Raw genomic sequence first — 14,601 nt, 5'->3', positions numbered from 1 at the left:
GTGCAAAAGAAGCTTATACAAAAGGAATTTCAACTAAAGTGACTCCAGAAAAAGATGCTGTTCAAAAATCAGTAGCAATAGAGTTTGACTTATACACTAATAAAAGATCTTTAGGAGAAACGCTTTATGACTTAGACCCTTCTGAACCTGATAAGGTATTTAAGGCTCCTCATATGGCTTATTCTTTCCCTGGAAATTTGAATAAGACTTATGTTCCACTACATGAAAATGAATCAGATGCAAATCAATGGTTTGGAACTTTGGGTTCTTTGCAAGCAAGAGAAGCTAGAATTATTCATAGAGGAAAACAGAAATTAAATGAGACAGTTTCTCAAAATGTTCAAGATGGAACATGGTATGAATTCAGATTTGGCTTTAATGCAGATACAAAAGTTTTTAGTTACTATTTGAAAAATCCAGTAACTGATCAACAAACAGAAGTAATTACAATTCCATGGTCAGATCTTAATGAAGAGTTGGATTTAGCTAACAATGATAACAAAGCTTATTGGGGATTCACCGCAGCTAATGGAGGGGAATCTGGTCAAACAAAGATTGTATTTACTGAAGTTCCTGTTAACTTAGACGCTACTCTAAAAAACGATGTTCTTAATGAGAAAAATGAGTCAATCACAGTGTCTGAAGAAGATACAACAAAAGAAAAAAGTGTTTCTCCAGGAAGTGAAGTCACTTTAACGAGTAAGCTATATATTGATAAGGGAGAAAATAGCTTTACTGTTGACTCATGGAACGTCTTTTCAGAAGAGGAAGTAGAAGTATATGATTTATCAACTGTAAAAGATGTAGTTATTAAAGCTCCTTCAGGTGATATCCTTGCTAAAGGAACACCAAAAGTAGAAGATGGTAAATTAAATATTACGTTTGATCAGGATGTGACTATTAATCCAGAAGAAACTCTTGATTTTTCTCTTACTATACAAACCAAACAAGATATTCAACAAGATACACATGTACAGTTTTACGGTGTTGTAAATGGAACAGAGAATTCTGTTCCAGCAGAGGAAAAATCATTCTCAAGTAATCCTGTGTATTTTTGGATTACTAAAAAAGATTCTATGACAGAGTTATCGTGGAATGAAAGTAGTATAGAAAAAACAAAAAATCAACAAGTCGACATAGCAGATATCTCAGATGAAGGAATGGACACAGAATTCTTTTGGAAAGATATTGATACAAATGACCTTTTAGAATTTACTTTATTCAAAGATAATGAGCAATTAATCAGAAAAGAAGTTACAACAAGTGGAGAAAATAAATTCAATATAGAAAAACTAATAATTCCAAAAAACAAATTAAGCTATGGGGGAAATAATTTTACAATACAAGTAAAAAAACTTAATCCTAATGGAAGTAATGAGATTTTAGATAAATTGATTCTAAATGTAGAAGTTGCAGGAAGTTTATACTTTGAAACAGCACCTGCAGATGTTAGCTGGACTAACAGAGTTCCTAGTCAGACAAAAGGAATTCTGTCCAGGGATAAAGACAATAGCATCCAATTGTCAGTACGAGATAGTAGAAATATTCCAGATCAAGATAAGAATTGGTTTTTAATCCTTTCTTTATGTAAAGAAAAAGAAGATTCTTTTGAATATGTATGGAAACCTTCGACAAATAGTGATCTTGTTGATTTAGGAACTACTAGTTTGAAAGTTATGGATACAAATTCTGCATTAAAAGATAATTACAATTATTATAATGAATGGAATTCTCAAGAAGGTATCCTTCTTAAAAGCAAAGAATATATTTCAATAGGGGATTATAGTCATAACACAAAATTTGTGTGGAATTTGTGTGATACAGCTATACCAAAATAAAGTGATAAATTCTGGAGGAAGGGAATGTAAATAAATGTCATGGAGACCATATAGTATAGTTGTTTGTTTAGCTAGTTTATTCGCATTAGCTGTAACTGAAACATCTGTTGCAGCTGATGTAAGAAAAGAAACAGACTCTAATATTATTATATCGGATGCTAGTGATGTAGGAGATTCTTCTCAAGATAATTTAATTTTAGAGGAAGTACCAATGGAATACGCGTTTCGTTCATTACTTGAGAATAGAAATTATGAGCTAGAAGCCCAACTTTCAAATCAATTTGTTAAAGTAGTGAATGATCGTGGTAGTAGAAATTGGGTAGTTAAAGCTAGCGTTTCTGATTCTTTGGTGCTAGAAAGGAATAAAGAAATAAAGTTTCCTGTAACATCATTTAATATCGATGGGATTGATCTTAAAGAAATAGGAAATTCAGGAATCATATTTCAATCTAGTTCGAATGGAAAAGAAAACACTGGATTGTTAAGTAAACCAATCAAAAATGTTTCGATGAGATTTGTTGATGAGAAGAATATTCTAAATGATGATGATACTGTTAAAGGTTCAATTCAATATTTCTTGTATGATACATTATTAGTTAAATAATTATGTAACTCGAAGTCTTAAAATATGACTTCGAGTTTACTGTGTATAGGAGGATTAAAGTGAAAAAAAATGTATTTTTATATTTAATTTCAATATTTCTTTTATTGCTAATGGGAAATAGTAACTCTGTGTATTCAGAAGAAATGAAATCAAATGATTCTGTTGGATTTAACGTAAAAGCAATTCTACCTGAAAATCAGTTGAATAAAGAAAATAGTTTTTTTGATTTAAGAGTAGCACCTAATCAAAAGCAAGAAATAGAGCTTCTTATTACAAATACATCGAGTAAAGAAGAAGTTTATGAAATTGCTATTAATCAAGCTTATACAAATAAACAAGGTTTTATTGACTATGCATTAAAATCTGAATCAGAAAAAAATCAATATAAATTTCCTATAGAGGATATTGTAGATGTACCAGATAAAGTAACTGTCCTAGCAAATCAATCAAAAAAAGTTTCTATTAGTTTAAAAATTCCTGACAAACCATTTGTAGGAGAAATTTTATCAGCTTTTCAAATAAAAAAAGAAGATAACGATCAAAACGGTATTAATAATTCTTATGGATATATCATCGGCTTAAGGTTAACGCAAAATGATCAACAAGTGAAACGAAAATTAACTTTGGAAAAAATAGAAGCAAAAGAAATTTCCCAACAAGATAAATTATTAATTACATTTCATAATCCGGAAATGGAATCTTACGGGAGTTTAAAGTATAAAATCACTCTAATAAATACAAAAGATAATAAAACTGTATACAATAAAGAATTTAAGGACTTACAAATTTCACCTGAATCATTGTATGAAATGGAACTTAATTTGGAAGAGGTAGAAATTCCAAATGGTATTTATCAAGTTAAAATTGAAGTTTCAGATGCAAAGAATAATAAATGGAATTTCGAAGAAAATGTAGACGTAGACAAAAATGATCAATCTAAGCAAGTAAATCTTAAAAATGAAGAGAAAGATAATAAATTCTTTGTACTTTTCATTTTAGGCCCGATTTTACTAATTATTTTGTTGATTATTATATGCCTAAAATTATTAAAAAAATCTCGATGAAATAAATTTTTGGTAATTAGTGTGGAAGATAAAAAGGAGTAGATATGTTAATTTTTATTCGTGAAGTGTTAATCCAATTAACATTTCGAAATATAACTATTTTTTGAAAGAGAGGACTAATACATTATGAAAAAACTAGCATTATTAAGTGCGGTTGCTGTATCTTCTGCAGCACTATTAGGAGGAGCTAGCGCATTTGCAGCAACAGATTCAAATGCTGCAACACAATCAGAAACACCAGTAACAGCAACTTTTAACTTACCTGATGGTGGCGGTACTAACCCTACGCCTCCAGGAGGTGGAGATGGAGATAACACCGATAATGAACTTCCAACTGAATGGGGAATTGCTTATCAACCAACAACTTTTGATTTTGGAACTACTAAATTAAAAGAAAGTGGAGAACAAATTATCCCAGCTACTAAAAATTCAAGTTTTAACGTAGGTGTAAAAGATAAAACAAGAGGCACTAAAGGCTGGACTTTGAAAGCTTCTTTACAATGGCAAGGTGATGCAATTGAAGGAGCAAAAATTACTACTACTGGTGATGGTACTGTAAATATCAATAAGGGTGGTGATGTGTTAGAACCAGTTACTGATGAAGTTACTGGACAATCTAATGTGGAAATTACTTCTGGATCAGAAGCACTTATTATGACAGGATCAAAAGGTGTACGTCACAATAGTGTATATGATTATGATTTAGGTGATGTTTCATTACACATTGCTGATGCAGGTAAAGTAGAAGGGAAATCTTATAGCGGAAAAGTTGTTTGGAATTTAACAGCTACTCCATAAAAGTTTAGTTTTATATATGGGAGGGATGCGTTTAGCACTCTCCTTTTAGTTTCATTTTAGCGGAGGACGATGATATCAATGAGAAAAATAATTTTGTGTTTTTCAATTATCATTAGCTATTTATGTTTTATAAATCTAGATGTTAGAGCAGAAGAAAATGATTCAGATATAAGTTTTACAATAGAAGGATTGCCTAATGATAAGCAAGTAGATGAAAATGTTCCTTACTATCATTTAAAAGAGGAACCAGGAGAGAAAGATCAGATAACTATTAAGTTGATAAATAATTCTGATAGAGAGATTTCACTTGAAACTTCTATAACAAATGCAAATACCAATTCAAATGGGCTTACGGATTATACAGGTGCTAGAGCAGATCACGACTCTTTAAAAATGCCGTTAACTTCTATACTTACGTGTAAAGAAAAAATAGTAAAAGTACCTGCTAAGAGTTCTGTTGATCAACAATTCGACATTAGCATGCCTTCTGAAAAATTTGATGGAGTGATCATTGGAGGTATTGTTGTAGCAGAAAAGAATGAATCAAAAACAGACAAGCAGAGCCTGTCATTAAATAATGAATATAAATATACTATGGGTGTAGTGTTAACTAATCAGGATGATAATGTAATTAAAAAAAATATATCGTTAATGCTAGAAGAAGTTTCCCCAAAGTTATTTGATGGTAAAAAGACGGTTGAAGCAGATATTTTAAATGATAATTCATATATTTTCACCGGAAAGAGTATAGAAGCAAAAATCTATAGTCAAGAAAATAAAACTTTGGTAAATGAAATTTCTTTAAAAGATATCAGTATAGCGCCCCATTCTTCACTCCCTTTACAATTTGATTGGGGGAAAGTTGATCTGAAATCAGGAAATTACCTTTTTCAAGGGACTTTGATTGATACAGATGGAAAAGAATGGAAATTTGAAAAAGATTTTGTAATTAAAGCTGATGAAGCAAAAAGTATTAATGAAAAATCAGTTTTCAAAATAGAAATACCTTCATACTTAACGACATTAAGCTTTTGTGTAATAGCAGTTACTTTAATATTAACAATCTTTATTATCTATAAATATAGAGAGGAATCAAAATTATGAAGAAAATATTGTTTTTAGTTGTTTGTTTAATCGGAGTAGGATCATTTTCTACAGATTCTTATGCAACTGACAATACAAATGAACAAACAACTACTGTTAGCATCGATTTGTATAGAACTAGAGAACCTAACGAATTACCAGGAAATGTAGGCAATATTAATTCTTTGAATCCAAATTCAAATGTAAGCTTAAATGCAGGTAAAGCAAATATCAGTAGTAATAAGTTTAAGTTTCTTCCTAAAACTGGAGATATATTAAATCAAACAATTGCTATGATTGGATTATCCTTAATAGTATTGGTTTACTCGACTGTTTTGCTAATTAAAAGAAAGGAAATTTAATATGTATATCTATCCAATTTGTACGCTTATAGTGGGAATATTGGCTTTGACAATCAATGGCTATTTATTTTTTAATCGTACAAAATTTTATGTACAACAAAAAATTACAAAGAAAAGTCTTCTAATTTCAATAATGGCCATATTATTTTCTTTTGCAATTCTTATATTAGCTGCGATGCTGTATGTAAATATCCAAAATCAGTTATAAAAAGATACTTATTGGTAACTAGGAGCGAATTCACAAGTGTTAGAAAAATATATTGAAAAAGATATTTTAAGGCAAGTGAAGATACTAGAGTATTTTTATGAAAGACGCCAATTAACTATGCAGGAATTAATTGATGATCTTAATGTAAATAAAAAAACTATTATTAAAGATTTCAGTAAAATTGAACAAAGTATTGAAAATGTGGCTTGTTTTAAAGTAACTGATAAAGGCAGAATAAATTTTTACTTAATGGGAGAAACAAAGTACATTACTTACGTAGAAGAAGAGTATATTTCGGTTAGTAAAGCTTTTAAACTGCGAAAAGAAGTACAAAAATTTTTAAAGGTGAGTGGCTATTTAAATGAGGAAGAAAGAGAAACGAAAAATGAATTAAAAAAAAGATTTTTTCTTCTTTCGATATGGATGCGTTCTAATTTATTAGATAAATATATTTTAAATGAAAAATATTTAATAGCTACAGAAATAGCCACTAAAATTTTGAAATATTTTAATAAGATCACTAATTTAAGAGAGAAAGATTTATTCATAAAAGGTATTTATTTGATGCTTAATAGTTCGGGTCTAGATACAATCTCGAGGCAAGTACTCGAGATTGATGAAGATGATCCTATACTAGAAGATTTAAGTTTGTTACTTGAAGATATCGTTTTCATAGAAAAAGTAGAAATAAAATATTTAATGATTTTATTCTATTTATTACCTAGTAATTTTAGTAATTACTCAGTAATAACAATGGATCTAAAAATGCAAGAAAACTATCTATTAAAACACAAAGAAATATTTGAGTATATTCAGTTATTTGAGAAATATTTCAGAGTCAGATTATCTGATAAAAGTGTTTTCATAAAGGTTATGCTATACTTTGTATTATGTTCTTATTATGATATGCAGAGTTATTTACTAGAACCACATATAATAATTACTCACGAACAGACAAAAACATTTAATAAGATAAAAGATTTAACATTAGAATGGAAAAAGATCTATCCTATTGAGACAAGCAAATACAACATAACAGAAAGTTTATTAAAAAGAATGACTTTAGATATGGATTTCTTTTTGACAGAACATCAAAAGAAACCTATATTGCTCACGATCGTGGCAAAAAATGATATCTCACATATTTTATTTCGTGAATATATTATTGAATGTATGAATTGTACAAAAATTACTATTGATGATGTTTTGTATTATTCATTATCAGATGTTAAGTGTTATCCAAGAAAGTGGAGGCATGTAATAGTATGTGAAGAATCGTTAATATCGGAAAAAGGTATCCAAAATATAGGTAGTGAGATCATTTCTATTTCAAGGTATAACATGAAAGAAAGTAGAAGTAATCTTTTAGCTGTTTTGAGTAGTGGGAAAAATAGTATTAGTGAGGTACAAGAGGTTGGATGTTAATATTAATTCTTTAATAACTGCAAATAATGTTTTAGGAGAAGAAGTAACTGGAGAAATAGAGAAAATTTTGTGTAATGTGGTTATTATTAGAACTTTTTATACTAGAGAAGTAGTAAAAAAAGAAGAATTAAAAAAAAAGGTTATTTTTTAATCGATTAGGCTGAAGATATAAATAGTAGAATTATTATTTAGAGAGGTGATATAATAATGGCATATACAACTTATTTTTTAAACGAAGAAGATTATTTCTTATATTTTGAACAAAAATGTAATGATAAACTTTTTTATAACAAGTATCCATTAATTGTAGCAGAGATAAAATCAATTTGTGATCAAATGAAGAAAAAAATTGAACTAGTAAATTCACAAAATTTCTTTATCATTCATTCAGAATTGATGGGCCTAGATTCTCGATTACAAATTATAATTGCATTATTACCATCTGACAATGATGATATTTTGTCATCTCTTACAGAAGAAGAGGTAGTAGAATTTTCAAGAAAAGATTATAGAAAATTCCTCAGAGAATCATTTGATGTTGAGGATAATATAATTCCGCATTCTTTATATTTTTCAATTATATAAATTTTAATAGGCTTCCATAGCCGAATTTACATATCGATTAGTTCTAGTGTCACCGATTTTTGTTGATTCTAAAAAAACGTATTAGGGGACGAGTATATGATAGAAAAATATATAGAAAAGGATATTCTAAGGCAAGTTAAAATTTTAGAGTATTTCTATGAAAGCAGGGAATTAACAACACGTGAGCTCTCACATGATTTAAACGTAAGTGAAAAAACTATTTTAAAAGATTTTTCTAAAATTGAGCAGGTTCTTGGTGATACGATTTCTTTTGAAAATAGAAGTAAAGGAAAATACTACTTCTATTTATTAGAAGAAAAAAATAGTATTCAACTCGCTAGAGAAATATATGATAGTTCGTTATTTCTTAAAATCTGTTGTCGATATTTGATGGGTGAAAAAGATTATTCGGTGTATGTTGAAGAGGAGTTTATTTCAGTTAGTAAAGCTTTTAACGTTCGAAATGATGTCGAGTCATTTTTAAAAGATATGAATTTAATTGATTCTAACGGAAATAAGGTAGAAAATGAATTAAAAAAAAGATTGGTTATGTTGTCTGTATGGATGAGAAATTCGCTAATGGGAAAATATATAAATAAGGAATATTGTATTTTAGCGGAAAGTGTAGCGACAGATATTTTAGATTACTCTGATAAAAAAGCTAATTCTAGAGAAAAAGATATGTTAACTAAAGGAATTGCTTTAATATTATTTGGTTCTAAATTAGATGAATTGTCCAAAAAGAAATTGAAAGAAACTTCTTTTGGTTCACTGTTAAAAGAAGTGTTTGATCTTATTTCTAATAAAATAGCGATAGATGAAGATGAATTTAGATATATTTCAGTACTGTTTTATCTTATTCCAACAAACTATACAAGCTATTCCGTTATGAACATGGATTTAGAAATACAAAAAAGAATTTTTCTTCAATTTCCAGAAATTGAGTATTACATTTATTCTTGTGAGAGTTATTTTGGCATCAGATTAGCAGATAATAATGTTTTTTTACAAACAATCTTATACTTTATATTATTTTCTTACTACAATGTGCAAAGTTATTTAGTTGAACCGCATGTTATTCTCAATAACAAACAAAAAGTCTTGTGTAATAGTTTAAAACAGATTACGTTAGGATGGAAAAAAAATTTCCCTTTAGAAACCAATAAATACCGAGTAACAAATGAATTATTAAAACGAATGAGTTTTGATTTATATTTTGTGTTACAAGAAGAAGCAAGAAAACCTATTTTTATCACAGTGGTTGGTAGAAATGCTATTTCTCATATGATCTTCAAGAAGTACATATTAGATTATATGCCAAGTGATAAAGTTAAAATAGATGAATGCCTCTATTACTCTTTAGCTGACGTGAAAATATATAAAAGAGATTGGAAGCAAATTATTTTATGTGAAGAATCATTAATCATAAAATCTATTTTAGATAATTTTACAGCGGAGATTATATCTGTTTCAAGATATAATCTAGAAGAAGCGAGGAATTTACTTTTTAATAAATTAACAAACGAATGATTTAGTCAAGTCCAGACTCCTGTGTAAAATGCTATACAATGTTTTTACAATTTCTACTTATCAAAATTGATGTATTTTCTTGAAGAATAAATCCATTCATCATGCAGGTCCATAAGAACGGCTCCAATTAAGCGATTGGCTGATGTTTGATTGGGGAAGATGCGAATAATCTTTTCTCTTCTGCGTACTTCTTGATTCAGTCGTTCAATTAGATTGGTACTCTTTAGTCGATTGTGGGAATTTCCTTGTACGGTATATTGAAAGGCGTCTTCGAATCCATCATCCAATGATGCGCAAGCTTTTGAATATTTTGGTTGATCGATATAATCATGAATCAATCGATTTTTAGCCTCACGCGCTAAGTTAATATCTGTGAACTTAAAAATTCCTTTAACAGCTTCTCTGAAAGATCTTGAATTTTTTTTAGGAATGGTGGTAAAGATATTTCTTAGGAAGTGAACTTGGCATCTTTGCCAACTTACGTTGGTGAAGGATTTTCTAATGGCAGAGACTAATCCTTTGTGCGCATCAGAAATAACGAGTTCCGTACCTTGTAAACCGCGTTCTTTTAGGTATTCAAAAAATGTTGTCCAGGTCTCTTCGCTTTCGCCACTTTGAATCATGAAGCCGATAATTTCACGGTCGCCATCTTTGGTTATTCCAATCGCTATATGACAGCTTTTTGAGAGTACTCGATTTTCTTCTCGTACTTTTATATAGAGTACATCGGTCATTAAGTAAGGATAATTTTTTTCTGATAATAAACGATTCTGCCACTCGTTAACCATAGGTTCTAGCTGTTCTGTTAAGCTAGAAACGAAGGACTTAGAGACGGATTTACCACAAAGTTCTTCCACAATTTTTGATACTTTACGAGTTGAAACGCCTGATACATACATTTCCAACATTGAAGCCATGAGGGCTTTTTCGTTTCGTTGATAACGTTCAAACACTGTGGGTGAAAAATGGCCATCACGTGTTCTGGGTACTTTTAATTCTAGCGTGCCTACACGTGTCGTAAAGCTGCGCTCATAATAGCCATTTCGTTGACTTTGTCGGTTTTCTGTTCGTTCATATTCTTTTGCTTGAATATATTCTGTTCGTTGATTTTCCATTAGTTGATTAAATACCGTTGTTAAAATATTTTTAGAAACGTCATCCTTTACAGAATATTCAATAATGCTTTGAATCTCTTCGCTTTTCAGTGTAAAATGTACTTGGGTCATGTAAAAGTCCTCCTGGGTATGTTTTTGTCGTTAAAAACATTGTACCGTAAAAGGACTGTTATATGGCCTTTTTACTTTTACACAATTATACGGACTTTATCAATGATTTTGATAATACTTCAACTATATAGAAAATTATAGTTTTCTATATACTTGGATTTGGATTATAGCTATTTGTAATTTACCTAAATTATTTCGCTATAGCAGCTATTAACACTATAAAGACACATACAGCAACTCCTTAAATGGGTTTCGTATGTGTCTTTATAGTGTTAATCACTTCATATTTTAGTTGATCAAAATCCTTATCATATGTGGCAATATATACCACTAAATTTACAGCATCTTTTTGATCAATAGCTAAAAGCTGTCCATTGATTTTCAAAAAGACAAAAGTAGCTAAGAAAGCAGTACGTTTATTTGCATTATGAAAAGGATGTTTCTTTATCAATTGTATAAGTAAGATAGCTGCTTTTTCATAAATCGAAGGATAAACCTCTTCTCCAAAAGCTGAGGCTCGAAGTTGCCCTACACACATTTCTAAAGCATTCGCATCCTTTACACCAAGGGGTTCATTAGGAGAGTATTTTTTTATTTGGATTACATTCATTTTTATAATATCTTTGGCTTCTAGGTAATGAATACTCATTTATCGACAAGCTCTCTAAAAGTAGTATCATATTCAGTTAATGCTTGAGATATTGCTACATCAATTTCATCAGATAAGGCTTGTTTTTTTGTAATTGCGGCTCGAAGTTTTTCTTCATCTAAAAAAACCGTATCTCCGGGATTTAACCCATTTTCTTTAAGAAATTCCTTTGAAATAGTTAATACTACTGAGTTCCCCACTTCCCTAAATTTTCTTTCTTTAATTGCCATAGTCTTCTCCCCCTTTTTCTTTGTATATACAGTATATACGCTTGTTGATTTTAAATCAAGCATAGTCCCTCTCATGTCTAACTCTATAGAAAGATTGTTCTTTCTATATAATTAATTAAGAAAATTCAAAAAATTTAGATTGCTCCCTTCTATTTCCTTCCCTATTTATGTATACCATTTATTTTAAATTAATAAACGTATACCTATTTATATGCTTTTTTTGAAACAAATTAATAAATTTTAGAGCATACCAATTGACAAAACATTCTATAATTGGTATAGTCCAATTATAGAGATACTCTTCTCCCCTACTTATTGAAAGGATGAATGACATGAAAAATACAGAAATATATCAAAAAATAGATACAATCATACTTCATATGCCCGATTATATAAAAGATTTTGTTCAAGATCGTGAGGATAAAGATCAATCACCTCGAACCACTTTAGAATATCTAAAAAATTATAAGCTCTTTTATGAATGGCTTCTGAGTGAGTCTATCGTTCCTGATACTTCTATCACCTCGATAAGACAGTTAACTGCCTATGACCTAAACTTGTACAAATCTCATTTGAAACGTCGCACAAAAGAAAATGTAAAAAAAGAGACAACAAAAACTAAGCTCAAAGATAATAATAACTTAGGTCTATCTACTTCTACTATCAATAGAAACATCACAGCATTAAAGGTTCTATTTAAATATCTTTCGAAAAGTTCTAATAATCCCCTAGGAAAACCATACTTAGACAATAATCCTATGGACCAAGTAACAACCATCACAGATAAAACTACGTTAGCTGCACGTGCCAATGCCATTGAGAAAAAATTATTTCTAGATGAGGATACACAAAATTATCTAGATGGTTCTGTTGCAAAGTTTTAAATAAAGAATAAAATCCCTTACGGTATCTATGATTTAAGCTGGGATTCCCAATAATACCTTGATTTCAGTACAGACCGAAAACCCGAAGAGAGTGCCTTCTTTTCGGGTTTTCTTATATAATCCTCGAATGGCTTCCATGCCTTTAATCGTGGTAGAGGCAGTGCGTAAACTTCGATAGAATTTATTGCGTCTCTTTACTGGACGATGGTCTTGTTCAATCAAATTATTCAGGTTGGATAGGCTACAATTAACTAGACAGAAAAATTAAGGTGTGTAGACTAGAAGAAAACATACCAGGAGGAATTTTTATGTCTAAGAGAACACGAAGAACTTTTTCACAAGAATTCAAGCAACAAATCGTCAATCTTTACTTAGCTGGAAAGCCACGTGTAGAAATCATTCGAGAATATGAACTAACGGCTTCAGCATTTGACAAATGGGTAAAGCAATCTAAAACGAGTGGTTCATTCAAAGAAAAAGATAATCTTACGCCTGAACAAAAAGAATTGTTAGAACTACGTAAAAGAAACCAGCAATTAGAAATGGAAAATGATATTTTAAAGCAAGCAGCGCTGATATTCGGACGAAGAGACAAGTAATCGATGCGAATAAGCATCTTTACCCTATATCAGCGATGTGCAGAATATTAGGTCTATCACGTCAGTCCTATTATTATCAATCAAAACCAAAGAAAGACGAATCAGAACTTGAAGAAGTAGTCGCTGAAGAATTTATCCGCAGCCGAAAGGCCTACGGCTCAAGAAAAATAAAAAAAGCCTTATCAAAACGAGGCATTCAGATCAGCCGACGAAAAATTAGTAGAATCATGAAAAATAGAGGATTAAAATCGAGCTATACTGTTGCTTATTTTAAAGTACATCATTCTACTTGCAATGAAGCCAAAACGACAAACGTATTGAATCGTAAATTCTTAAGAGACAACCCATTAGAAGCGATCGTAACAGACTTGACTTATGTACGAGTCGGGAAAAAATGGAATTATGTCTGTTTCATTTTGGATCTGTTCAATCGAGAAATTCTCGGCTATTCTTGTGGAGAACATAAAGATGCCGTTCTAGTAAAAAAAGCATTTAGCCGTATCAAACAACCTCTGACAGAGGTTGAGATTTTTCATACTGATCGTGGAAAAGAGTTTGATAACCAAGCTATTGATGAATTATTAACAACTTTTGACATCAATCGATCATTGAGTCATAAAGGCTGTCCTTTTGATAATGCCGTAGCTGAATCAACTTATAAGTCGTTGAAAGTAGAATTTGTCTATCAATACACATTTGAAACCTTACAACAATTGGATTTGGAGTTATTTGACTATGTCAATTGGTGGAACCACCTTCGGTTGCACGGTACACTTGGCTACGAGACACCGGTTGGTTACCGTAACCAGAGATTGGCGCAGCGAATCCTTGATAATGAGCTCGGATGTGCTAACGCTAGCGAGGCAGTCTAACTTTAACTGTTAGCTCCTGCCGAAGATCGTCACATCCGAGGAGGCTCATTGTCAAGGACAATCGGAATAGCATACGGAAAGAAGTTCTGCACCTTATAAAATTTGTCAAAAAAACTGTTGCCATTCCAGGTATTTAATGGTACGATGTTCTGTCCCTTGATAAAAGCCGTATTCTTTTAGTTTCTTAAAGGCACTTGTAATAGAGGGGGCTTTATCTGTGACTACAACCTTCGGTTCATCAAACTGCTTCACTAACCGCTTAAGAAAAGCATAGGCTGCTTGTGTGTCCCGTTTTTTACGTAACCAAATATCCAAGGTTAAACCATCTGCACCGATGGCTCGATACAAATAATGCCATTTTCCTTTAATTTTGATGTACGTTTCATCCATTTTCCATGAATAAAAGGATTTTTTATTTTTCTTTTTCCAAATTTGATAGAGTAGTTTGCCATATTCTTGCACCCAACGATAAATCGTTGTATGAGAAACGTTAATGCCACGATCATATAAGATTTCTTGAACTTCACGATAGCTAAGGTTATAACGAAGATAGTAGCCCACGGCTACAATAATCACATCCTGCTGAAATTGCTTTCCTTTAAAATGATTCATCGTCATTCCTCCTGCTATCTTTTTCTATTATT

General features: G+C 30.8%; 14 protein-coding genes and 3 pseudogenes. 12 read left to right on the top strand and 5 right to left on the bottom strand.

The features are described 5' to 3' along the window. The 10 genes from IGL15_RS14160 to IGL15_RS14115 form a co-directional block, all read left to right on the top strand. On the top strand, window positions 1-1,838 hold a 1,838-nt coding region (locus IGL15_RS14160; RefSeq protein WP_438768085.1), incomplete at its 5' end, for a hypothetical protein. A gap of 34 nt (window positions 1,839-1,872) precedes the next feature. Continuing rightward, complete coding sequence (locus IGL15_RS14155; protein WP_010721992.1) at window positions 1,873-2,442, top strand: hypothetical protein; 570 nt, start codon at window positions 1,873-1,875, stop codon at window positions 2,440-2,442. 59 nt (window positions 2,443-2,501) lie between these two features. Then, a complete protein-coding gene (locus IGL15_RS14150; RefSeq protein WP_010721993.1) occupies window positions 2,502-3,506 on the top strand; it encodes a DUF916 domain-containing protein in 1,005 nt (334 codons plus the stop codon). 126 nt (window positions 3,507-3,632) lie between these two features. Further along, window positions 3,633-4,304, top strand: a complete 672-nt coding sequence (locus IGL15_RS14145) for a WxL domain-containing protein (protein ID WP_096573167.1) — start codon at window positions 3,633-3,635, stop codon at window positions 4,302-4,304. Between the two features lie 78 nt (window positions 4,305-4,382). Further along, entirely contained in the window at window positions 4,383-5,408 is a 1,026-nt protein-coding gene (locus IGL15_RS14140; RefSeq protein WP_010721995.1) for a DUF916 and DUF3324 domain-containing protein, read from the top strand. Further along, on the top strand, window positions 5,405-5,749 hold the full coding sequence (locus tag IGL15_RS14135; RefSeq protein WP_010721996.1) for an LPXTG cell wall anchor domain-containing protein: 345 nt from the start codon (window positions 5,405-5,407) through the stop codon (window positions 5,747-5,749). Before IGL15_RS14140 ends, IGL15_RS14135 begins: the two co-directional genes overlap by 4 nt. 244 nt (window positions 5,750-5,993) lie before the next feature. Beyond that, window positions 5,994-7,382 carry an HTH domain-containing protein gene (locus IGL15_RS14130; protein WP_096573168.1) on the top strand — a complete coding sequence of 463 codons (1,389 nt, stop codon included), beginning with the start codon at window positions 5,994-5,996 and terminating at the stop codon, window positions 7,380-7,382. Then, entirely contained in the window at window positions 7,372-7,533 is a 162-nt protein-coding gene (locus IGL15_RS14125; protein ID WP_010721999.1) for a hypothetical protein, read from the top strand. The genes IGL15_RS14130 and IGL15_RS14125 overlap by 11 nt, the downstream gene beginning before the upstream one ends. Window positions 7,534-7,589: 56 nt before the next feature. Then, complete coding sequence (locus IGL15_RS14120; RefSeq protein ID WP_010722000.1) at window positions 7,590-7,967, top strand: DUF7006 family protein; 378 nt, start codon at window positions 7,590-7,592, stop codon at window positions 7,965-7,967. Window positions 7,968-8,063: 96 nt separating this feature from the next. Further along, window positions 8,064-9,497, top strand: a complete 1,434-nt coding sequence (locus tag IGL15_RS14115; RefSeq protein WP_010722001.1) for a helix-turn-helix domain-containing protein — start codon at window positions 8,064-8,066, stop codon at window positions 9,495-9,497. A 53-nt stretch (window positions 9,498-9,550) separates the two neighbouring features. On the opposite strand, the gene IGL15_RS14110 is transcribed toward IGL15_RS14115, so the two are convergent. The 3 genes from IGL15_RS14110 to IGL15_RS14100 form a co-directional block, all read right to left on the bottom strand. Continuing rightward, window positions 9,551-10,723, bottom strand: a complete 1,173-nt coding sequence (locus IGL15_RS14110; RefSeq protein WP_002317769.1) for an IS256-like element IS256 family transposase — start codon at window positions 10,721-10,723, stop codon at window positions 9,551-9,553. A gap of 241 nt (window positions 10,724-10,964) precedes the next feature. Next, complete coding sequence (locus IGL15_RS14105) at window positions 10,965-11,372, bottom strand: type II toxin-antitoxin system death-on-curing family toxin (protein ID WP_002297442.1); 408 nt, start codon at window positions 11,370-11,372, stop codon at window positions 10,965-10,967. Continuing rightward, window positions 11,369-11,602 (bottom strand): addiction module antitoxin, encoded by a 234-nt coding sequence (locus tag IGL15_RS14100; protein ID WP_002297441.1) that lies wholly within the window; start codon window positions 11,600-11,602, stop codon window positions 11,369-11,371. Before IGL15_RS14100 ends, IGL15_RS14105 begins: the two co-directional genes overlap by 4 nt. Before the next feature lie 332 nt (window positions 11,603-11,934). Between IGL15_RS14100 and IGL15_RS14095 the strand changes: the two are divergent. Beyond that, window positions 11,935-12,465: pseudogene (locus IGL15_RS14095) on the top strand (tyrosine recombinase XerS); the annotation flags it as partial. A gap of 54 nt (window positions 12,466-12,519) precedes the next feature. On the opposite strand, the pseudogene IGL15_RS14090 reads toward IGL15_RS14095, so the two are convergent. Next, window positions 12,520-12,717, bottom strand: a pseudogene (locus tag IGL15_RS14090) (hypothetical protein); the annotation flags it as partial. A gap of 77 nt (window positions 12,718-12,794) precedes the next feature. Between IGL15_RS14090 and IGL15_RS14085 the strand changes: the two are divergent. Beyond that, window positions 12,795-13,957, top strand: a protein-coding gene (locus IGL15_RS14085) for an IS3 family transposase (protein WP_086956687.1) whose coding sequence is annotated in 2 segments (ribosomal slippage) — window positions 12,795-13,071 and window positions 13,071-13,957 — 1,164 coding nt in all. Because the reading frame shifts where the segments join, the coding sequence is not laid out codon by codon here. A 126-nt stretch (window positions 13,958-14,083) separates the two neighbouring features. On the opposite strand, the pseudogene IGL15_RS14080 reads toward IGL15_RS14085, so the two are convergent. Beyond that, a pseudogene (locus IGL15_RS14080) lies at window positions 14,084-14,569 on the bottom strand (IS6-like element IS1216 family transposase); the annotation flags it as partial. Between the last annotated feature and the right edge of the window lie 32 nt (window positions 14,570-14,601).

The sequence above is a fragment of the Enterococcus sp. DIV0436a genome (assembly GCF_051711605.1).
Classification (GTDB): Bacteria; Bacillota; Bacilli; order Lactobacillales; family Enterococcaceae; genus Enterococcus_B; species Enterococcus_B faecium.
Note: the sequence above shows the minus strand (reverse complement) of the source record. Positions and strands in the feature narration are given on the sequence as shown.

Excerpts from the sequence above, each read along its gene's own strand:
- IGL15_RS14155 (WP_010721992.1), top strand. The coding sequence starts at position 1,873 with ATGTCATGGAGACCATATAGTATAGTTGTTTGTTTAGCTAGTTTATTC.
- IGL15_RS14145 (WP_096573167.1), top strand. The coding sequence starts at position 3,633 with ATGAAAAAACTAGCATTATTAAGTGCGGTTGCTGTATCTTCTGCAGCA.
- IGL15_RS14140 (WP_010721995.1), top strand. The coding sequence starts at position 4,383 with ATGAGAAAAATAATTTTGTGTTTTTCAATTATCATTAGCTATTTATGT.
- IGL15_RS14135 (WP_010721996.1), top strand. The coding sequence starts at position 5,405 with ATGAAGAAAATATTGTTTTTAGTTGTTTGTTTAATCGGAGTAGGATCA.
- IGL15_RS14120 (WP_010722000.1), top strand. The coding sequence starts at position 7,590 with ATGGCATATACAACTTATTTTTTAAACGAAGAAGATTATTTCTTATAT.
- IGL15_RS14115 (WP_010722001.1), top strand. The coding sequence starts at position 8,064 with ATGATAGAAAAATATATAGAAAAGGATATTCTAAGGCAAGTTAAAATT.
- IGL15_RS14110 (WP_002317769.1), bottom strand. The coding sequence starts at position 10,723 with ATGACCCAAGTACATTTTACACTGAAAAGCGAAGAGATTCAAAGCATT.
- IGL15_RS14105 (WP_002297442.1), bottom strand. The coding sequence starts at position 11,372 with ATGAGTATTCATTACCTAGAAGCCAAAGATATTATAAAAATGAATGTA.
- IGL15_RS14100 (WP_002297441.1), bottom strand. The coding sequence starts at position 11,602 with ATGGCAATTAAAGAAAGAAAATTTAGGGAAGTGGGGAACTCAGTAGTA.